The 19,376-nt window shown below is 72.9% G+C and carries 14 protein-coding genes; 5 read left to right on the top strand and 9 right to left on the bottom strand.

The window, feature by feature from the left end; genetic code table 11:
• Positions 1 to 47 precede the first annotated feature (47 nt).
• A complete protein-coding gene (locus E4N63_RS16545; RefSeq protein WP_125623566.1) occupies positions 48 to 683 on the bottom strand; it encodes an NADPH-dependent FMN reductase in 636 nt (211 codons plus the stop codon).
• A 321-nt stretch (positions 684 to 1,004) separates the two neighbouring features.
• Here E4N63_RS16545 and E4N63_RS16540 point away from each other — a divergent pair, with 321 nt between their 5' ends.
• Entirely contained in the window at positions 1,005 to 1,592 is a 588-nt protein-coding gene (locus tag E4N63_RS16540) for a TetR/AcrR family transcriptional regulator (RefSeq protein ID WP_230241041.1), read from the top strand.
• A 143-nt stretch (positions 1,593 to 1,735) separates the two neighbouring features.
• Positions 1,736 to 2,647, top strand: a complete 912-nt coding sequence (gene ligD / locus E4N63_RS16535) for a non-homologous end-joining DNA ligase (RefSeq protein WP_125623568.1) — start codon at positions 1,736 to 1,738, stop codon at positions 2,645 to 2,647.
• 235 nt (positions 2,648 to 2,882) lie between these two features.
• Here ligD and E4N63_RS16530 read toward each other — a convergent pair whose 3' ends face one another.
• On the bottom strand, positions 2,883 to 4,976 hold the full coding sequence (locus E4N63_RS16530; RefSeq protein WP_125623569.1) for a PhoX family phosphatase: 2,094 nt from the start codon (positions 4,974 to 4,976) through the stop codon (positions 2,883 to 2,885).
• Positions 4,977 to 5,544: 568 nt separating this feature from the next.
• On the opposite strand from E4N63_RS16530, the gene E4N63_RS16525 reads away from it, so the two are divergent.
• Positions 5,545 to 7,335, top strand: a complete 1,791-nt coding sequence (locus E4N63_RS16525; RefSeq protein WP_230241040.1) for a VWA domain-containing protein — start codon at positions 5,545 to 5,547, stop codon at positions 7,333 to 7,335.
• Positions 7,336 to 7,556: 221 nt separating this feature from the next.
• On the opposite strand, the gene E4N63_RS16520 is transcribed toward E4N63_RS16525, so the two are convergent.
• Together E4N63_RS16520 and E4N63_RS16515 are read right to left on the bottom strand one after the other, a co-directional pair.
• Positions 7,557 to 9,041 (bottom strand): flotillin family protein, encoded by a 1,485-nt coding sequence (locus E4N63_RS16520; protein WP_230241039.1) that lies wholly within the window; start codon positions 9,039 to 9,041, stop codon positions 7,557 to 7,559.
• Between the two features lie 219 nt (positions 9,042 to 9,260).
• Positions 9,261 to 9,758 (bottom strand): hypothetical protein, encoded by a 498-nt coding sequence (locus tag E4N63_RS16515; protein WP_125623572.1) that lies wholly within the window; start codon positions 9,756 to 9,758, stop codon positions 9,261 to 9,263.
• Between the two features lie 348 nt (positions 9,759 to 10,106).
• Between E4N63_RS16515 and metG the strand changes: the two genes are divergently transcribed.
• On the top strand, positions 10,107 to 11,831 hold the full coding sequence (gene metG / locus E4N63_RS16510) for a methionine--tRNA ligase (RefSeq protein WP_125623573.1): 1,725 nt from the start codon (positions 10,107 to 10,109) through the stop codon (positions 11,829 to 11,831).
• Between the two features lie 76 nt (positions 11,832 to 11,907).
• Here the strand turns inward: metG and E4N63_RS16505 are convergent, their stop codons facing one another.
• From E4N63_RS16505 to aspS, 3 genes are all read right to left on the bottom strand, one after another.
• Positions 11,908 to 12,300, bottom strand: a complete 393-nt coding sequence (locus E4N63_RS16505; protein WP_125623574.1) for a type II toxin-antitoxin system VapC family toxin — start codon at positions 12,298 to 12,300, stop codon at positions 11,908 to 11,910.
• Positions 12,297 to 12,524 (bottom strand): hypothetical protein, encoded by a 228-nt coding sequence (locus tag E4N63_RS16500; RefSeq protein ID WP_125623575.1) that lies wholly within the window; start codon positions 12,522 to 12,524, stop codon positions 12,297 to 12,299. Before E4N63_RS16500 ends, E4N63_RS16505 begins: the two co-directional genes overlap by 4 nt.
• 101 nt (positions 12,525 to 12,625) lie before the next feature.
• The gene (gene aspS / locus E4N63_RS16495) at positions 12,626 to 14,398 is read right to left on the bottom strand and encodes an aspartate--tRNA ligase (protein ID WP_125623576.1); all 1,773 of its coding nucleotides are present in this window, start codon (positions 14,396 to 14,398) and stop codon (positions 12,626 to 12,628) included.
• A gap of 154 nt (positions 14,399 to 14,552) precedes the next feature.
• Here aspS and E4N63_RS16490 point away from each other — a divergent pair, with 154 nt between their 5' ends.
• Positions 14,553 to 16,742 (top strand): SpoIIE family protein phosphatase, encoded by a 2,190-nt coding sequence (locus E4N63_RS16490; RefSeq protein ID WP_230241038.1) that lies wholly within the window; start codon positions 14,553 to 14,555, stop codon positions 16,740 to 16,742.
• Between the two features lie 83 nt (positions 16,743 to 16,825).
• On the opposite strand, the gene E4N63_RS16485 is transcribed toward E4N63_RS16490, so the two are convergent.
• Together E4N63_RS16485 and E4N63_RS16480 are read right to left on the bottom strand one after the other, a co-directional pair.
• Positions 16,826 to 17,797, bottom strand: a complete 972-nt coding sequence (locus E4N63_RS16485; protein ID WP_230241037.1) for a pirin family protein — start codon at positions 17,795 to 17,797, stop codon at positions 16,826 to 16,828.
• Between the two features lie 302 nt (positions 17,798 to 18,099).
• Positions 18,100 to 19,290 carry a glycoside hydrolase family 64 protein gene (locus tag E4N63_RS16480; RefSeq protein ID WP_125623579.1) on the bottom strand — a complete coding sequence of 397 codons (1,191 nt, stop codon included), beginning with the start codon at positions 19,288 to 19,290 and terminating at the stop codon, positions 18,100 to 18,102.
• Positions 19,291 to 19,376: the final 86 nt, after the last annotated feature.

Here is a 19,376-nt window from a genome sequence, read left to right as displayed (position 1 = left end):
GGCACACCGGGCTTCCGGGCCGGTGTGCCGCCCGCGAGTTGTGGCGGTCAGCCGCCGTACGGGTGGCCGGCGCGGGCCTCGCGCAGGGCCCGGCCCCACCAGACGAGCTGGTCGAGCAGGGTCCTCGCGGCGGCGCCGGCGCTCTCGTCGTCCCCGTGCAGGCCGTCCTCGCCGAAGCGGTCCCAGGCGTTGTGGAAGCTGACGGTGTCCCGCACCGTCACGGCGTGCAGCTCGGCGAAGACCTGCCGCAGATGCTCCACCGCCCGCAGGCCGCCGGACATGCCGCCGTACGAGACGAAGCCGGCCGGCTTCGCCTGCCACTCCTCCCGGTGCCAGTCGATGAGGTTCTTCAGGGCCGCCGGGTAGCTGTGGTTGTACTCGGGCGTCACCACGACGAAGGCGTCGGCGGCCGCCAGCCGGGGGCGCAGCGCCTCCAGGGAGCGCGCCGTCCCGTCGCCGGGCCGTTCCGTGGGCCCGGTGACCTCCAGCGGCAGCCCGGCCGGGTCGATCACCTCGACCTCCAGATCGGGGCGCTGCCGCGCGGCACCGGCGAACCAGTGCGCCACGGTCGCTCCGAACCGCCCTTCGCGGACACTGCCGATGATGACCGCGAGCCGGAGCGGGGCAGACGAGGGAACAGCGGACGGCGCGACGGACGGGGAGGACACGGTGGTGAGGGACATCGGAGACTCCTCGGGCGAACTGATGGTCGGACGAAGACATGCGGGCCGGCGGCGGAAACCGTCCTCCGGCCCGCGACAACAGCCTCCAACCTCAACAATGGTTGAGGTCAACCGGTACCGGCCGCGGCCCCCGGGCTCCGGCCGCCGGGAGCGGCCCCCGGGGGCCCGGAACACCCGTGCGCTGCGCAAACCGGGGAAATGCCCGCACCCCGCGGCCCTCACGGGACCCGCAGATGCCGTTCAGCACCATCGGTCCCGTTTGCAGAGCAACCTTGCGCCGTGCTGCCCTTGGCGGCTGAACTCACGGAGAGGAGCGGGCGGATGACGAACCTGGAAGCGGTGCCGAAGGAGGCCGGGCCCCGGCGGAAGGCCGAGATCTTCGGCGCCACCCTCGATCTGCTGGCCGAGCGCGGATACGACGAACTCACCATCGAACAGGCGGCCGAGCACGCCGGGGTCAACAAGACCACCATCTACCGCTGGTGGGGCTCCAAGCCGGAGTTACTCCGCGACGCCCTGCTGGACTCCGGCGTCCTCCGCGTCACGGTTCCCGACACCGGAAGCCTCCACGGCGATCTGGCCGCGCTCGCCGACGCCGTGCGCGGCCTGCTCCGCGAGGAGCGCACCCGCGCCCTCGTCGAGGCGGCGCTCGTGGGGGCCGTGCGCCACCCGGCGCTGCGCGAGCTGGTGGTCTCCCTGCTGGACGGCGGCTTCACACGGCGGCAGCCGATCCTGGAACGGGCCGCGGCCCGGGGCGAGCTGCCCGCCGGCTTCGATCCGGGGCCCCTGGCCGACGCCCTGGCCGGAGCGCTGTGGGTGCAGCTCCTGCTGCGGCGGCGTCCGCCGACCGAGGAGTTCGTCCGGGCCCTCCTCGCCCTGCTGCTGGACGGCTGCCGGGCCCGCCACTGACCGGCCTCCGGCCGCGCCCCCCGGAACGTCCACGGCTGTCCGGCACGCGTGCGGGACCCGCCGCGCCCGGAGCCACCGCCCCGCCCAACGCACCGGCCGCGCGGGGGGAGTTTGGCGCGCACCGCCGGGGCAAGGTGCTCAGGGTGAGCGATACGAGCGAGATCCGGGTCGGCAGGCGGACCCTCACCCTTCACCGTCCGGACAAGGTCCTCTTCCCCGACGACGGCATCACCAAGGCGGACCTCGTCGAGCACTACCGTTCGGTCTCCCGGCGGATGCTGCCCCAGCTGCGGGAGCGTCCGCTGATGATGGTCCGCCACCCCGACGGCATCGGCGGCAAGCCACTGGTCCAGAAGAACATCCCGGACCACTTCCCGGACTGGGTGCACCGGGCCGAGGTCCGCCGGGAGAGCGGCGGCACCGTCACCCATGTGGTCTGCGACGACGCCGCCACCCTGGTCTACCTCGCCGACCAGGCCTGCGTCACCCCGCACCGCTGGCTCTCCCGCGCCGACCGGCCGGACCACCCGGACCGGCTCGTCATCGACCTCGACCCGTCCGACGGCTCCGGGTTCGAGGACGTGCGCTGGGCCGCCCACCGGGTGTGCGAACTGCTCGACGGACTCGGGCTCCCCACCCTGCTGATGACGACCGGGTCGAGCGGCCTGCACGTCGTCGTACCGCTGGACCGGCAGGCGGACTTCGGCACCGTACGGGCCTTCGCCGGCCGCGTGGCCGGGCTGCTGGCGGAGCGGCACCCCGGCCGGCTCACCACCGAGCAGCGCAAGGCCGAGCGCAAGGACCGGGTCTACCTGGACATCCAGCGCAACGCCTACGCACAGACGGCGGTCGCCCCGTACGCGGTGCGCGCGCTCCCCGGGGCGCCGGTCGCCACGCCCATAGCACGCCGGGAGCTGGACGACCCGGAGCTCCACGCCCGCCGCTGGACGCTGGCCACCATCGGCGAACGGCTGGCCGGCGACGACCCCTGGGCCGGGATGCCCCGCCGGGGGCGCACCCTGCGGACCGCGGAACGGCGGCTCGCGGAGATGTGACCGGCGCCGCGGCGGCCGCGCCGGCGCCGGGCGCGTGTGCGGCGGGGGAGAGCAACGCCGAGCGGCACCGGCGGGACCGTCTCCGGTCCCGCCGGTGCCGCTCGGTCGTACCAACTCAATTGGTGCCACAGGCCGTTCGGCTCCGCCTCACCGCTCGGCCCCTCCCCGCCGGTCGTCCCGGCCGCCTCCGCCAGGTATCGGCCGGACTGCCCCGCGGGGGTTCGCGTCCGCCGGCTCAGACGCCGATCGCGCCGCCGTCCGCGCGCCAGACGCAGACCACCGACGGGCGGACCAGCTTCCCGGGCCCGTCCGGCCACGCCGAGGCGGGGTTCTCGACCGTCGCGCCGTCCACCTCGCCCGGGTGCTGTACACAGACCAGCACCCGCTTCTCCTGCACGACCGGCCCGCAGGTCTCCGCCCCGGTCGGCACCGTCAGGAACTGCCGCACCTGGCCCTCGTTCCGGCCGCGGTCGGCCACGCCGAAGAGGCCGTCGTGGCTGCCGAGCGCGTTGCCGTCCGTGGAGAGCCACAGATTGCCGTACGGGTCGAAGGTGATGTTGTCCGGGCAGGAGATCGGGCTGACCTCGTCCTTGGGGAAGCCCGCGTAGTAGGTGCCCGGGTCCTCCGGGTCGCCGCAGACCAGGAAGAGCCGCCAGGCGAAGCGCTCGGCCGTCGGGTCGTTCCGGCGCTCGGTGAGTTCCAGCACCTGGCCGTGCTTGTTCTCGTTGCGCGGGTTGGCCTCGTCGGCGGGCGCCTTGCCCGCCAGGCCGCGCTCCTTGTTGTTCGTCAGCGCCACGTAGACGCGGCCGGTGCGCGGGCTGGCCTCGACGTCCTCGGGGCGGTCCATCTTGGTGGCGCCCATCTTGTCGGCCGCGAGGCGGGTGAAGACGTACACCTCCTCGGCGGTCATGCCCGGCACATACGAGGTGTCGCCCTCGGCCAGCTTGATCCACTCGCCGGAGCCGTCGAACTCGCCGTCCCGGGGCGGCTTGCCGCTGCCGTCGATCTCGCTCGCGGGGCTGTCGCCGGTGAGCTTGGCGACGTACAGCGCGCCCTCGTCGAGCAGGGTGAGGTTGTGCTCGCGGGCGGCCCGGCCGTGGCCGCGCATCATCCGCTTGCTCGAGACGAACTTGTAGAAGTAGTCGAACCGCTCGTCGTCACCCATGTAGACGACGGGGCGGCCGTCCCGGGTCAGCCGGGGCTGGGCCGCCTCGTGCTTGAAGCGGCCGAGGGCGGTCCGCTTGCGCGGCACGGAGTCCGGGTCGTACGGATCGAGCTCGACGACCCAGCCGAAACGGTTGGCCTCGTTGGGCTCCCGGCCCAGGTCGAAGCGCTTGTCGAACCGCTCCCACTTGCGCTCGCTGACCGCGTCGGTGATGCCGTAGCGCTTCAGGCGCGCGACGGTCTCCGGGTCGGTGACGGCGTCGGCGTTGCCGAAGTACTGGTTGAAGTTCTCCTCGCCGGAGAGGACGGTGCCCCACGGGGTGGTGCCGCCCGCGCAGTTGTTGAGCGTGCCGAGGACCGTGGTGCCCTTCGGGTCGGCGGAGGTGCGCAGCAGGCGGCTGCCCGCGGCCGGGCCGGTGAACCGGAACGGCGTGGTGGCGGTGATCCGGCGGTTGAGCCGGTGCCGGGTGACGGGGGTGAGCGCGCCGCCGCGGCGCTCCTCGTCCACCACGACGACCGACAGTCCGTGCGCGGCCCAGGCGATCTCGACCTGCTCGCGCGTCGGGTTCTCCGGGTCGTAGCCGGCGAACATCAGTTCTTCGTTGGTGTACTCGTGGTTGGCCACCATGACCTGACGGCACCGCTCGCCGGGCAGGTCCAGCAGCGTCAGATAGTCGTTGTTGTAACCGAACTGACCGGCCTGCGCCCGGGCGGTCTGCCGGTCCGGGTCAAAGGCCGGCGCCCCGCGCAGGATCGGTTCTCCCCAGCGGATGACGACCTGCTGGCGGTATCCCGGGGGGACGGTGACGGCGTCGGCGGTGTTCGGCGGGACCGGCGTGAACCGGAGCCCCCGCGCGGCCCGCCGGCCGTGGTCGTGATGGCCGGATCCCCGCGCCGCGGCGGCGGAGGAGGCGTCCAGGGGGGTGGCCCCGGCGCCGGGCGCCTGCCCCAGCGCCGTCGCTCCGACCGCCGAGGCGACGGTCACCACGGCGCCCGCCCGCAGCATGGAGCGGCGCGACAGGGCACCGGCGATGATGTCGCCCGCGTAGGCGTTGTCACTGGTGTTGGGCACCTCGTGGAAGCAGGCGTTCCCGCACCGGTAGCGGCAGGTCATGGCGGACCTTCCGCCCGGATGCGAACTGATCAGAGGCAGCAGTCTCCGCACGTGATTCTCCTCCGTAGGGTTCCTCCGGTCCCGGCTCCCGGCCGGGTACACGGACAGTCTCCGCGCGTTGACGCTAGGGGCGTAGACCCGCGCGCCGGAAACCCCCGGATGAACCCGGGGTGAAGCCGCGGAGACGGGGGCGGAGCACGGACCGCTGCGCCCGGCAAGCCCCGCACCGGCCGGAGCGGGGCGGAAACCGGACAACGATCCGTACAGGACCGGCTATCCGTGGGGACAAGATCTCGCCACACGCGGCGACTTCTGGGACGCTGTCGCAGAGCCGTACGCCCGGCCGGGCCGGCTCGGCCGATACGACGCGTGGTGCCGCGCGGCGGAGGCGCGAGGAGCACCCGTGATCGACGAACCCCCGACCCCGCTCGAACGGGCCGTTCCGTACGGCCCGTTGACGACGGGGCCGCGGACGGCGGGCACCCCGTTCCGCCCGCCGCGGAGGGCGCCCGCGCCCGGCCGGACCCCTGCTGGCTAGCCTTACATGTCCGTCCTGGTCAGGGACGAATCCCGCACCTCGGACATTCATCGCACCCGATACTTGTAAAGGGCTTCTCCCATGGGCATTCGGAGTCTGCTGCGGAATGTGTTCAGCCGGTCCCGGGCGGGGCGGGAGGAACAGGCACCCCCGGCGGCCGGTACGGCCGGCGCGACAGACGCCACCGGCACGGCCGCTCCGGCCGGCGGCGCCGGCGAGAGCGGCGGCCCGGCCGTACCGGAACAGTCCCGGGGAGCCGGGGAACCGGCGGGCGCCGAGGGCTCCGTCCCGGCACAGTCGCGCCGTACCACCGGGTCCGAGGGCACCGGCCCGGCCGGCAAGGCGGAGCCGGAGAAGGGGAAGGAGACCGGCGGCATCAGCGCCGACCTGATGTCGGCCTTCGACCAGCCCCGGACCCCCGAACAGCGGACGGCGGCATCGGAGGACGCGAAGGACCCGGCGTCCGGCAAGGGCACCGGCGGCGAGGCCGCTGAGCCCGCCGGCACCACCCCCGCCGATACCACCGCCGACACCGCCGCGACGAGCGGGGCCGGCCCCGCGGCCGAGGCCAACCGGGCCGCCGAGGAGGCCATCGCGGAGGCCGGCTCCCTCTCCGTCGGCGCCGTTCCGGACCCCGTCACCGGCCCCGCCGGCCAGGGCACCGGCGGTGCCGGTGACAAGACCGGGGGCACCGGCCGGGATCTGGCGGCGGAGGGTTCCGCCGAGGCGCAGGCGGAGGTCGACGCCGTGACGGCCACGGTCGCCGAACTCTCGGGCGACGCCCCGTCCGAGCCGGTGAAGGACGCCCGGGCCGAGGCCGACGAGGCCACCGAGGGCAAGCCGGCACCCGGCACCGAGGCCGGAGCCGGAGCCGCCGCCGACGAGGCCAGGGCGGAGGCCGCCTCGCTCGCCGGCGACAACGACCCCACGGCCCCGGACCCGGACGCCGAACCGGAGAAGACCCCGGCCGCCGCGGACGGCGCCGGGACCACGGCGAAGAAGGCGGCCGCCGCCAAGAAGACGGCCGCCCCGAAGACGGCCCCGAAGAAGGAGGCCGCACCGGCGGAGGCGCCCGAGCCTGAGCGGTCCGCGACGGAGGCCACCGGAACGGCCGGGAAGGACTCCGGCACGGCGGCCGGGAACGACCCCGCGGCCGGGGCCGTCTCGCCGGAGAGGCTCCGGAAGACCGCCCCCGGCCTGGTCAGCCTCTACAAGGCCGCGTCGGCGGCCCTCGACAAGGAGGGCCTGGCCGGACAGCGCGCCGCCGTCTACCTCGTCCTGGACCGCTCCGGCTCCATGCGCGGCTACTACAAGGACGGCACCGTCCAGCACCTCGCCGAGCAGGCCCTCGGCCTCTCCGCCAACCTGGACGACGACGGCACCGTCCCCGTGGTGTTCTTCTCCACCGACATCGACGGCACCGCCGACATCGCCCTGGACGACTACAAGGGCCGTATCGAGGCGCTCCACGCGGACCTCGGCCACATGGGCCGGACGAACTACCACCGCGCCATCGAGACCGTCGTCGAGCACTACAAGAAGTCCGGCTCCACCGCCCCGGCCTTCGTCATCTTCCAGACCGACGGCGCCCCCACGAGCAAGGCGGCCGCCGAGAAGGCGCTGTGCGAGGCGGCCGAGCTGCCGCTCTTCTGGCAGTTCATCGGCTTCGGCGAGACGGACGCCAAGGGTTTCGACTTCCTCCGGAAGCTCGACAACCTGTCCGTGCCGGAGCGGCGGAAGGCCGACAACGCCGGCTTCTTCCACGCCGGTCCGGAACCGAAGAAGCTCACCAACCGCAAGCTGTACGAGCAGCTGCTCGCCGAGTTCCCGAAGTGGCTGGAGGAGGCCCGGGAGAAGGGCATCCTCGGCTGACAGCCCCCGCACCCGGCGCGCGCCCGTACCCGGAGAACACGGGAGACGGGCGGCCGGCACGACACCGGGCGCGGCCCGGCCGGCTCACCCGCCGGCCGGGCCGCGCCCGTCCCGTCCCCTCCCGTTCCGGTGGCACGGCGCCGCGCCCGGGGTTTCCCGTGGCTCCTCCGGAGCCTTGAGATCCCCGGGCGCGGCTGTCCGCAGGGCGGCCGAGCCGCCGTTCAGCCGGTGACCTCGATCCGCTCCGCGCCCGGCTTGCCGTTCCCGCCGGCCGTCCCGGCGGACCCGCCTTCCGCCGCGGCCGTCCCGCTCCCGGTGTCCGTCCCCGGACCTCCGGCCGCGCCACCCGCCAGCCGGGAGAGCATCGACGCCAGGTCGATCCCGGTCGTGGAGCCCAGCAGTTCCATGCCCTGTGCGACGTTGTCCGCCACCGCACGCGGCAGCTTCCCGGCACCGTCCGTGGAGATCACCGTCAGCTTGTCGATCGCCGCCATCGGCTCCGCGGCCTTCGCGACGACCTGCGGCAGCACCTCGACGAGCATCTGCAGCACGGCCGCGTCGCCGTACCGCTCGAAGGCGTCGGCCTTCTTGTGCATCGCCTCGGCCTCGGCGGTGCCGTGCGCGGCGACCGCCGCGGCCTCCGCCTCGCCCTCCAGCCGTACCGCGTCGGCCAGCGCCGCACGCCGCTGCTTCTCGCCCTCACCGGTGAGCCGGGACTCCTCGGCCTGCGCCTCGGCCTGCTTCACCCGCGCCACCCGGTGCGCCTCCGCCTCCTGCTCGGCCTGGTACCGGGCGGCGTCGGCCGGCTTGCGGATCTCCGTGTCGAGCTGGCGGTCCTTCAGCGCGGCCTGCCGCGTGGCGACCTTCTCCTGCTCGGACAGCACCTCCTGCTGCCGCGCGGCCTCGGCCAGCGGTCCCGCCGCCGCGGCGCGGGCGGCCGCCGCGTCCGTCTCCGCCTTGATCTCGGCCTGACGGAGCGCCAGTACCCGCTGCGCGACCGCGATCTCCTCCTCGGCCCGCAGCCGCGCCTGCTCGGCTATGCGGCGGGCGTCGGCCTCGGCGGTGTCGGCCTCCTGCCGGGCGCGGGCGGCCTCGGGCCGGCCGAGGTCCTGCAGATAGCTGCCCTCGGCGGAGATGTCCTGGATCTGGAAGGTGTCGAGGACGAGCCCCTGGCCGGAGAGGCTGGCCTCGGCCTCCTCCGCGACCTGCCCGGCGAACGCCGCCCGGTCCCGGATGACGTCCTCCACGGACATCCGGCCGACGATGGAGCGCAGGGCGCCGGACAGCACCTCCTGGGTGAAGCCGACCACCCCGTCCTGCTGCTGGAGGAACCGCTGGGCGGCGGCGCGGATCGCGTCCTCGTCGCCGCCGACCTTGACGATGGCGACCCCGTCCAGGTCGACCTTGACGCCGCGCAGCGTCACCGCCCCGCGCACGGCGACCGGGATGTGCCGGCTGGACAGGTCCATCACATGGCGCTGCTGGACGAACGGCACCACGAAGACGCCGCCGCCGACGACGACCTTCTGGCCGCTGGTGTCGTAACTGACGCGGCTGGTGACCGCGTCGACGGACTTCTTGCCCCGGCGTCCGGTGATGATGAACGCCTCGTTCGGCCCGGCCACCTTGTAGCGCGAGATGACGATGACGGCCAGAAGAACAAGGAGTACGGCGACTCCGACCACGGCGACGAGCACTGGGCTCATGGGGTCCTGCCTCTCTGCGGACAACCGGATGATGCACAACAACTGGGGCGAGCCGAGGGCCGGTTCGCCCGTCCCCCCGTGGACGTACGAAACGGCGGCGCCCGGACGGCGGGACGACCCGCGGCGGGGCCGGGGACGGCCTGCGGGCGAGCGGACAGGCGGACGGACCGACGATCGGACAGGCGGACGGACGGGCGGACGGACAACCGGGCAGGATCGCTAGCGCTCCACGGCGCGCACCTCGACCGCCGTGCTGGACAGCGCGGCCGTCACCCAGATCTCCTCACCGAGCGGCTGCGCCACCTCGCTCCGCGCCGCGTACTTGAGGGGCTGGCCGCCGACCCGGAGCAGCACCTCGCCGTAGCCGCCCGGCGGGATGGGCGTCACCACCGAGCCCGGGGTGCCCACCAGGTCGGCGGAGCGGAGCGTCGGCGCGGTCTGGTCCCGCATCAGCGCCCGGCTCAGCCGGACCACGAGCCAGGCCGTGCCCAGCCCGGCGGCCGTCCCGGCCGCGGTCGCGCCGACGGGCCCGGCTCCGGTGGTGCCGAGGACGATGGCGCCGCCGAAGCCGAGCATCGAGACGAACCCGGCCAGGGCCGGCAGCGAGACCATCCCCCCGAAGGCCCCGTCCAGCACACCGTCCAGCACACCGTCGAAGACGAACGCGAGGACCAGCAGTACCAGCCCTGCCGCACCGAGTCCCAGAAACCACGCCATCCGGCCCCCCTCTCCCCGCGTGGAGCGGGACCCCGTACGCGCCCCGCACTTCCCGCGTTCCTGGCAGTCTCGCAGCCGGGAGGGCCCCGGCGCACTGCCGGGTTCCGGCAATCTTCACGCCGCCCTGATGCCGGGGACCGCCCCGGCCGCCCCGCGGTGCCCCGTCCCGCGCCCCGTCGCGTCCCCGTCCGGAGCACCCGGCCGCGGGCGGAGACGCCCGGTCACCGCCCGGCGTCCGCCCACCGGATAGCCGGACGGGTGGCGCCACCCGCTCCGATACGATATTGACCGCCCGCAGAACCCTCTCCATCACTCCGCGCATCCACCTGCTACCCGGGAGCAGCCGCAATGGCTCGACACCTCATCACCAGCGCCCTTCCGTACATCAACGGGATCAAGCACCTGGGCAACATGGTGGGGTCCATGCTCCCGGCCGATGTGTACGCCCGCTATCTGCGGCAGCGCGGTCACGAGGTGCTGTACATCTGCGCGACGGACGAGCACGGCACCCCGGCGGAACTGGCCGCCAAGGAGGCCGGGCTGCCGGTGGACGAGTTCTGCGCCGGGCAGCACGACGCGCAGAAGGCCGTCTACGACGGCTTCGGCCTGGAGTTCGACTACTTCGGCCGCAGCTCCTCCGAGCAGAACATCGAGATCACCCAGCACTTCGCGCGCCGCCTCAAGGAGAACGGCTTCATCGAGGAGCGCGCGATCCGCCAGGTGTTCTCCCTCGCCGACGACCGCTTCCTGCCGGACCGCTACATCGTCGGCACCTGCCCGCACTGCGGCTACGACAAGGCCCGCGGCGACCAGTGCGAGAACTGCACGCGCGTGCTCGACCCCACCGATCTGATCGAGCCCCGCTCCGCGATCAGCGGCAGCGCCGATCTGGAGATCCGCGAGACCAAGCACCTCTTCCTGCTCCAGTCGAAGCTGGCCGGCGAGGTCGAGGCGTGGATCGACGGATGCGGCGACGCGTGGCCGACGCTCGCCTCCTCCATCGCCCGCAAGTGGCTGACCGAGGGCCTGCACGACCGCTCGATCACCCGCGACCTGGACTGGGGCGTCCCGGTCCCGGCCGACACCTGGCCCGAGCTGGCCGCCGAGGGCAAGGTCTTCTACGTCTGGTTCGACGCCCCGATCGAGTACATCGGCGCCACCAAGGAGTGGGCGGACCGTGCGGGCGAGGGCGAGGTCCGGGACTGGAAGTCCTGGTGGTACGAGCCCGCGGGCGCGGACAACGTCCGCTACACCGAGTTCATGGCCAAGGACAACGTCCCGTTCCACACCGTGATGTTCCCGGCCACCCAGCTCGGCACCCGCGAGCCCTGGAAGAAGGTCGACTACGTCAAGGCCTTCAACTGGCTCACCTACTACGGCGGGAAGTTCTCCACCTCCCAGCGGCGCGGCGTCTTCACCGACGCGGCCCTGGAGCTGCTGCCGGCCGACTACTGGCGCTACTTCCTGATGGCGAACGCCCCCGAGTCGGACGACACCTCCTTCTCCTGGGAGCTGTTCTCCTCGGTCGTCAACAAGGACCTCGCCGACACCCTCGGCAACTTCGTCAACCGGGTGCTCTCCTTCTCCCGCAAGCGCTTCGGCGACACCGTCCCGGCGGGCGCGGAGGCCGGCGAGGCCGAGCGGAAGCTGGGCGGGGAGATCGCGGGCCTGCTCGCCGAGTACGAGCGGCACATGGAGGAGCTGCAGTTCCGCAAGGCGGCGCAGGCGCTGCGCGCCCTGTGGAGCGCGGGCAACTCCTACCTGGAGGAGAAGGCCCCCTGGCTGGAGATCAAGACCGACCAGGACGCGGCGGCGCTCACGCTCCGTACGGCCATGAACCTCATCCACCTCTACGCGGTGGTCTCCGAGCCGTTCATCCCGGCCTCGGCCAGGGCCATGCGGGCCGCGTTCGACCTGCAGGACGACACCGCCGCCTGGGTCACCGCCGAGGAGGCCGCGGCCCTGGCCGCCGTCCCGGCCGGCACGGCCTTCACCGTACCGCCGGTCCTCTTCGCCAAGATCACCGAGGACGACCTGGCCGCCTACCGCGAGCGCTTCGGCGGCGAGGAGTAACCCACACGGTCCGCGGACGGGCCGCGGAGGAACGGCCCTCCGCGGCCCGTCCGGCATGTTTCCCCGGTACGGCCTGTCAGGTGATGAGTTCCACGACGCACCGCGTGCCGGACCCCCGGGCCAGCCGCCCGTCGCCGGTCACGAGCGGCACGGTGAGATGCTCGGCCAGCGCCACGTACGCGGCGTCGTACGGCGTGTAGTTGTTGCGCAGTTCCCACATCCTCGGAATCAGGTGCTTGCAGGGCACCCGCTCGATGGGCAGGTCGGGCAGTACTCGCACCGCCCGCTCGGCGACTTCCACGTCGACTTTCCGGGCCCGCAGGAGGTTCCGCAGGGTGTTGAGTGCCTCGTAATCGATCACCCCGGGGGCGACCAGCCGCTCACCGGACATCCGGGCCATGCAGGCCTTGCCCGCCGGACCGGCGTCGACGAGGGACGAGATCAGTACGGAGTTGTCAACGACGATCATTCGCCCCGGCCTTCACGCTGTGCTTCGACAATGGCCTCCATCGGGACCTCCCGCACCAGGTCGGCCCGTACCGCGGTGAGGATGTCCTCGATCGGCTCGTGCGCCGCCTGGTCCTCCAGCATCTTCCGCAGGTACTCCTGGAGCGACCTCCCGGAGTCCGCGGCGCGCCGGCGCAGTATCGCGTAGGCCTGATCATCGACGTTTCTGATCTGAACGGTAGCCATGCATGCATAATAGCGCGACATCGGCGCCGAAGTAGCGCTTCGCCTTCCGAAAAGGAAGCCCGGGACCGCGCGGAACGCGGTCCCGGGCTCCTTACGGCCGCCTACCGCTCCTGCTTCACCTGCGGCTTCCGCAGGCTGAGGTGGAGCTCCCGCAGCCGGGCCTCATCGACCTCGGTCGGGGCGCCCATCAGCAGGTCCTGGGCGTTGCCGTTGAGCGGGAAGGCGATGGTCTCGCGGATGTTGGGCTCGTCGGCCAGCAGCATCACCATGCGGTCCACGCCCGGGGCGATGCCGCCGTGCGGCGGGGCGCCGAACTTGAAGGCGCGCAGCATGCCGCCGAACTCGCGCTCGACCTCGTCCCGCGAGTAGCCGGCGATCCCGAAGGCCTCGTACATGACGTCGGGCTCGTGGTTCCGGATGGCGCCGGAGGACAGCTCCACGCCGTTGCAGACGATGTCGTACTGCCAGGCGAGGATGTCCAGCGGGTCCTTCTCCCGGAGCGCCTCCAGGCCGCCCTGCGGCATGGAGAAGGGGTTGTGGGAGAACTCGATCTCGCCGGTGTCCTCGTTCTTCTCGAACATCGGGAAGTCGACGATCCAGCAGAAGCGGAAGACGTTCTCCTCGAAGTGCCCGGCCCGGCGGGCGGCCTCGACGCGGACGGCGCCCATGATCTTCGAGACCTCGTCGAACTCGCCGGCGCCGAAGAACACCGCGGTGCCGGGCTTGCCGCCGACCTCGGCGATCAGCCGCTCGGTGTCGTCCTCGGTGAGGAACTTCGCGATCGGGCCGGTGAGCTTCGCGTCCTCGCCGATCCGGACCCAGGCCAGGCCCTTGGCGCCCTGCTCGACGGCGAACTCGCCCATCTGGTCGAAGAACTTCCGCGGCTGCTCCGCGGTGTCCGGCACGGCCAGCGCGCGGACGTGCTTGCCGGCGAAGGCCTTGAAGCCCGAGTCCGCGAAGAGGTGCGAGACATCGGTGAGCTCCAGCCCGGCGCGCAGGTCCGGCTTGTCGCTGCCGTACTTGAGCAGCGCCTCGCGGAACGGGATGCGCGGGAACGGGGAGGTGACCTCGCGGCCCTGCCCGAACTCGGTGAACAGGTCGGTCATCACCTTCTCGATGACCCGGAAGACGTCCTCCTGCTCGACGAAGCTCATCTCGATGTCGAGCTGGTAGAACTCGCCCGGCGAGCGGTCGGCGCGGGCGTCCTCGTCGCGGAAGCAGGGGGCGATCTGGAAGTAGCGGTCGAAGCCCGCGATCATCAGCAGCTGCTTGAACTGCTGCGGGGCCTGCGGCAGCGCGTAGAACTTGCCGGCGTGCAGCCGGGAGGGGACGAGGAAGTCGCGGGCGCCCTCGGGCGAGGTGGCCGAGAGGATCGGCGTCGCCATGTCCATGAAGCCGAGGGCGGTCATCTCCCGGCGGAGGTAGGCGATGACCTGGGAGCGCAGGACGATGTTGCGGTGCATGCGCTCGCGGCGCAGGTCGAGGAAGCGGTATTCCAGCCGGCGCTCCTCGTTCACCCCGTCCTCGGTGTTGATCGTGAACGGCAGCGGCTCGGCCTCGCCCAGCACCTCGACCTCGTCGACCTCGATCTCGATCTCGCCGGTCGGCAGGTCGGGGTTGACGTTCTCGGCGCCGCGGGCGCTGACCCGGCCGTCGATCCGGACGACGGTCTCCTTGGTCAGCGAGCCCAGCGCCTCGTTGGCCGGCGTGCCCGGCCGGGCGACGAGCTGGACCAGGCCGTAGTGGTCGCGGAGATCGACGAAGAGGATGCCGCCCAGATCGCGACGATTGTGCAGCCAGCCGCTCAGTCGCACCTCGGTGTCGACGTCAGCGGCGCGGAGTTCGCCGCAGGTGTGGGACCGGTACCGATGCATCGCTCATCCAAGTCGTCGGATCGTCGTCGGATCGTGGTGGGGGGCGCCGGGCGCCCGTGGGACCGGGCCCGTCGGGGGCCCCGTCAAGGGTACCGGTAGCCACCTGCCCCACAGCCGGTCGTCAGAATGCCCCAAAGCTGCCTAAAGTGATGTAATGCGCTCCGAGGATGTCCTGTCCGCCACCGCGACCGGCCTCTGGCGCTGGGACACCGCCTCCAAAGCCCTGCGGGTGGACGCCGAGGCGGCCCGGCTGCTGGGGTTCGACGCGATCGACACCACGCTCTCCCCGGGGGCCACCCGGGCCCGCTTCCACCCGGTGGACTGGGTGGAGATGAACGAGGTCGTGAGCCTCGCCCTCACCGAGGGCACCCTGGCCGAGGTGCTGATGCGGGTGATCGGCGACGACGGCAGGGTGCTCCGCAGGATCCGTGTCCGCGCCCGGCCGCACCGGGACGCCGGGAGGGTCACGCTGATCGGCACCGTCCAGGAGCTCCCCGAGGAGCCGCGGCACGCCGACGACACCGCGGCGCCGCCCCGGGTCACCGGCGACTGGCGGCGGGCCCGCGAGGCCTTCCTGCTGGACGCCGGGCGGGCGCTGGCCGAGGCCCGGTCCACCTCCGAGGTGCTGCGGGTGGCCGGGAACCTCTCCATGCCGGGCTTCTCCCCGAACGGCCTGGTCGTCTTCACCGTCGAGGGGGACTGGCTGAAGATCGTGGGTTTCCAGGGCGACCGCCCCGACGACGAGGAGCCGCCCTTCGAGGAGATGCCGCTGGACACGCCCTACCCGGCCGCCGAGGTGGTGCGCACCGGCCGGGCCGTCTACCTCTCCTCGCCCGGGGAGTTCCGCGAGCGGTACCCCCTCACCTGGCCGCTGGTGTCCCGCTTCGACCTGCAGTCCTGGGCCTACGTCCCGCTGATCACGGCGGGCCGCACCACCGGCGCCTGGCTGGCCACCTTCGACCACCGCGTCGCCTTCACCCCGGACGAGCGGTCGATCCTGGCCACCGTGGCCCGGATGCTGGCCCAGGCGCTCTCCCGGGCCGGCACCCAGGAGTCCCAGCGGGAGCTGGCCGTGGGGCTCCAGCGGGCCATGCTGCCCCCGGTGCCGCCGGAGACCCCGGGGATGACGGTCGCGGCCCGCTATGTACCGACCGGCGGAGGGCTCCAGATCGGCGGCGACTGGTACGACATGATCCCGCTGCCGTCCGACCGCGTGGCCTTCGTCGTCGGCGACGTCCAGGGCCACGACGTGCGCGCCGCGAGCCTGATGACCCAGCTGCGGATCGCCCTGCGCGCCTACGCCTCCGAGGGACACCACCCCGACGCCGTGCTCTCCCGCGGCTCGCGCTTCCTGGCCGGGCTCGCCGACCGGCGGCCGGACGGCGAGGGCGGCGAGGACGACCCGCGCTTCGCCACCGTCCTCTACATCGAGGCGGACCCGGCGTCCGGGACCCTGGACATCGCCCGCGCCGGCCACCAGGAGCCCGTCACCCGGATGTACGACGGCACCATGATGACCCGGACCACGGCCGGCGGGCTGCCGCTCGGCGTCTCCCCGGACGCCGACTACCCGATCACCAGGATCGTCCTGGAGCCGGGGGAGCTGATGATGCTCTTCACCGACGGTCTGCTCGAAACCGGCGGGCACAATCTGGAGACCGGCTGGCAGCGGCTGCGCGAGGCGATCGAGGAGCACGTCTCGGAGGACATGGAGACCATGGCCGACAGCGTGATCCAGGCCGTGCACGGCCCCTCCTCGCACTACCGGCCCGGCCCGCTCTCCGACCGGCGCGAGGACGACATCGTCCTCCTGCTGCTCTGCCGGAACGGGCCCGGCTGCGGCGCCCCCGCCCTGTACCCGCTGCGTCAGATGCGCCGCACGGTCATGACCATCGCCCAGGCCGAGCCGGAGCGCATCTCCCTGGCCCGCCGCCAGCTGCGCGAGCTGATGCACGACTGGTCGGACCCAGAGCAGGTGGACTCGGCCGAGCTCATGCTCTCCGAGATGGTCACCAATGTGCTGGTGCACACGGACGGTGACGCCGTCGCGGTCGCGGAGATCACCGCACCGGAGGGGGACGGCAGTGTGGGCCGGCGGCTCCGCGTCGACGTGGCCGACAGCAGCGACGAGCTGCCGCACCGCCGCCGCCCGGGCGAGCTGGCCTCCTCGGGCCGCGGCCTGGTGCTGCTGGAACTGCTCGCCCACGCCTGGGGGGTCGATCCCCGGGGCGAGGGCAAGACCACCTGGTTCGAGCTGTACGAGAACCCCGGCCCGCCCGGCCCGGACGAGCCGGAGCCGCGCGGGCCGCTGTTCCCCGAGGCCGTCCCGGACTTCGCCGCCTGACCGGCCCGGCCGGCGGGACCGGCCGGCCCGTTCCCGACCGGCCCGGCCGGTGGCGGGGCGAAGGGGCGGGGCCCCGTCCCGGCCTACAGCCCGCCCTCGGACATCCCGTGCACGGCCGGGACCGTGCCCAGCCGCCCCTTCTGGAAGTCCTCGAACGCCTGCTGGAGTTCCTCGCGGGTGTTCATGACGAACGGGCCGTAGTGGGCCATGGGCTCACCGATCGGCCGGCCGCCGAGCAGGACGACCTCCAGATCCGGGGTGTGGGCGTCCTGCTTCTCGTCCGCGCGGACGGTGAGCGAGGAACCGGTGCCGAAGACGGCGGTCTGGCCCAGCCGGACCGGACGGCGCTCGGCCCCGGCCGTTCCGCGGCCCGCGAGGACGTAGGCGAGGCCGTTGAAGTCCTCGCGCCAGGGCAGGGTGATCCCGGCACCGGGGGCCAGCGTCGCGTGGACCATCGTGATCGGTGTGTGCGTGATCCCGGGACCGTGGTGTCCGTCCAGCTCGCCGGCGATGACCCGCAGCAGCGCGCCGCCGTCGGGCGAGGTGAGCAGCTGGACGCTGCCGCCCCGGATGTCCTGGTAGCGCGGCGCCATCATCTTGTCCTTCGCCCGGAGGTTCACCCACAGCTGGAGCCCGTGGAAGAGCCCGCCGGACATGACGAGCCGCTCCGGCGGCGCCTCGATGTGCAGCAGGCCGGCGCCGGCCGTCATCCACTGGGTGTCACCGTTGGTGATGGTGCCGCCACCGCCGTTGGAGTCCTGGTGGTCGAATATCCCGTCGATGATGTAGGTGACGGTCTCGAAGCCGCGGTGCGGGTGCCACGGGGTCCCCTTGGGCTCCCCGGGCTGGTACTCCACCTCACCCATCTGGTCCATCATGATGAAGGGGTCCAGGTGACGGTAGTTGATCCCCGCGAAGGCCCGGCGGACGGGGAAGCCCTCGCCCTCGAAGCCGCTCGGCGCGGTGGTCACGGCCAGCACGGGGCGGGCCGCGGCATCCGCCGGCGCGGCCACGCGCGGCAGGGTCAGGGGGTTCTCGACGGTGATGGCGGGCATGGGTTCCTCCTCGGGGCTTAGTTGAACAGTAAACAACAACCCGAGGCGCCGCCATTCCCGAGACCGGACATCGTCCGCCCGTCCGGCACCCCTTGTGCGGGGAGCATGCCCCATGCACGGCGCGGTGCGCGAGACCGCCTCCGGTCCGCGGCGGACGGCGGACGGAGCCGGCCGCGCCCTCTCATGAGGTCGCAGCCACAGCCCCGCGATCACCGCGCAGGCGGTCCCCTCCCGTCCGCCGCCCCGCCCCGCCCCGCTCCCAGGCGCCGGCCGGCGGGGGTGCCAGTTCGTCCGGAGATCCGTCAGAACGGCGACAGCGTGAGGGTGAAGCCGGTCGGGCGGGTGTCCTGGATGTAGGAGGCGAAGTCCGCGACGTCGTCGAAGGCGAAGCCGTACGCCTTGCCGTCCTCGGTCGCCGCGTGGACCGCCTTCGCGTAGTGGTTGGTCAGCTCGCCCCGGTAGAAGGCGGCCGGGTCGGTGGCCGGCTGGGCGGTGCCGGTGAGCAGGGTCGAGCGGTTGAAGCCCGCGCCGAGGACGGCGGCGACGGGACCGGTGGTGCCGTCGTTGGGCGCGGCGAGGTTGCCGTCGCAGAAGAACACGTCGCGGGTCGAGGGCTTGGCGAAGGACACGGAGGCCGGACCGTCGAAGGTGAACCGCTCACCGCGCACCCGGCCGGTGAACGTGCCGGCGTTGGTGGTGACCTTGAGGTCCTTGCCGGTGTAGGTGCTCCACACCTCGTCGATGTACGGGGCGAAGTAGTCCTCGGGGAAGAGGCCCGCGTCCAGACCGTGGCCGGGAGCGATGATGCGGGTGTCGTCCACGACCAGCCGTGCGAACTCCTCGGTCCGCCGGACGGCGGCGAAGGCGGCGGAGCGCCCGCCCTCGCGCAGGGCACCCGTCGTCTGGTCCTTCTCACCGGTGAGCCGGATGCTCATCGGCACACTGAACATGTCGACCATCGTGGTGTTGCAGAACATGCCGGCCGCGTTGTACGTGAACTCGGCGCAGTCGTGCAGGACGCCGTAGTTGGGGTCCGACTCGACCCACCCGGCCGGGTACTGCAGGGCCGCGTCGCCGTTGCCGTCGGCCACGGCCTTGAACTTGAGCTTCTCGCCGAGGGACACGTAGATGCGGCCCGACATGTGGGGGAGGGACAGCTTCGTCTCGCCGCTGCCCGCCAGGGGGATGGCGTAGTCGGTGAAGCCGTCGGCTCCGTTGTCCGACAGGGCGATGGGCACGACGGTGCCCTCCGGGGTGAGCCGTACCTGCCTGCCGTCGAGATTGCCGACGACGTAGAGGTGCACGGAGGTGTTGCGGAACGAACCGCTGTTGTTGGCGATGGTCACCGGGAGCGAGCCGGCGGCCGAGGTGCCGGCCTCGCCGCCGAGGGCGTACGGGGTGACGGTCGCGATCGCCGGGACGGCGACGGCCGCGCCGCCCAGGGCGAACAGCATCCTGCGACGGGTCAGGTTGCGCTGGTGACGGGGTGCCATGGGTACTCCTTGGGCCCCGGCCGGGGGCCGGGGCACTCGGGGGGATCGGGAGGAAGCGGGAGGCGGCCCGGCGCGGCGCCGCGGGT

Origin of the sequence: Streptomyces sp. MNU89, from assembly GCF_020982505.1 — a bacterium.
Lineage (GTDB): Bacteria > Actinomycetota > Actinomycetes > Streptomycetales > Streptomycetaceae > Streptomyces > Streptomyces xinghaiensis.
This window is presented reverse-complemented; position numbering and strand designations above follow the sequence as displayed.

What these genes read in the sequence shown, in the direction of transcription:
- E4N63_RS16545 (WP_125623566.1), bottom strand. Translation starts at nt 683, where the DNA reads ATGTCCCTCACCACCGTGTCCTCCCCGTCCGTCGCGCCGTCCGCTGTT.
- E4N63_RS16540 (WP_230241041.1), top strand. Translation starts at nt 1,005, where the DNA reads ATGACGAACCTGGAAGCGGTGCCGAAGGAGGCCGGGCCCCGGCGGAAG.
- E4N63_RS16525 (WP_230241040.1), top strand. Translation starts at nt 5,545, where the DNA reads ATGGGCATTCGGAGTCTGCTGCGGAATGTGTTCAGCCGGTCCCGGGCG.
- E4N63_RS16520 (WP_230241039.1), bottom strand. Translation starts at nt 9,041, where the DNA reads ATGAGCCCAGTGCTCGTCGCCGTGGTCGGAGTCGCCGTACTCCTTGTT.
- E4N63_RS16515 (WP_125623572.1), bottom strand. Translation starts at nt 9,758, where the DNA reads ATGGCGTGGTTTCTGGGACTCGGTGCGGCAGGGCTGGTACTGCTGGTC.
- metG (WP_125623573.1), top strand. Translation starts at nt 10,107, where the DNA reads ATGGCTCGACACCTCATCACCAGCGCCCTTCCGTACATCAACGGGATC.
- E4N63_RS16505 (WP_125623574.1), bottom strand. Translation starts at nt 12,300, where the DNA reads ATGATCGTCGTTGACAACTCCGTACTGATCTCGTCCCTCGTCGACGCC.
- E4N63_RS16500 (WP_125623575.1), bottom strand. Translation starts at nt 12,524, where the DNA reads ATGGCTACCGTTCAGATCAGAAACGTCGATGATCAGGCCTACGCGATA.
- aspS (WP_125623576.1), bottom strand. Translation starts at nt 14,398, where the DNA reads ATGCATCGGTACCGGTCCCACACCTGCGGCGAACTCCGCGCCGCTGAC.
- E4N63_RS16490 (WP_230241038.1), top strand. Translation starts at nt 14,553, where the DNA reads ATGCGCTCCGAGGATGTCCTGTCCGCCACCGCGACCGGCCTCTGGCGC.
- E4N63_RS16485 (WP_230241037.1), bottom strand. Translation starts at nt 17,797, where the DNA reads ATGCCCGCCATCACCGTCGAGAACCCCCTGACCCTGCCGCGCGTGGCC.
- E4N63_RS16480 (WP_125623579.1), bottom strand. Translation starts at nt 19,290, where the DNA reads ATGGCACCCCGTCACCAGCGCAACCTGACCCGTCGCAGGATGCTGTTC.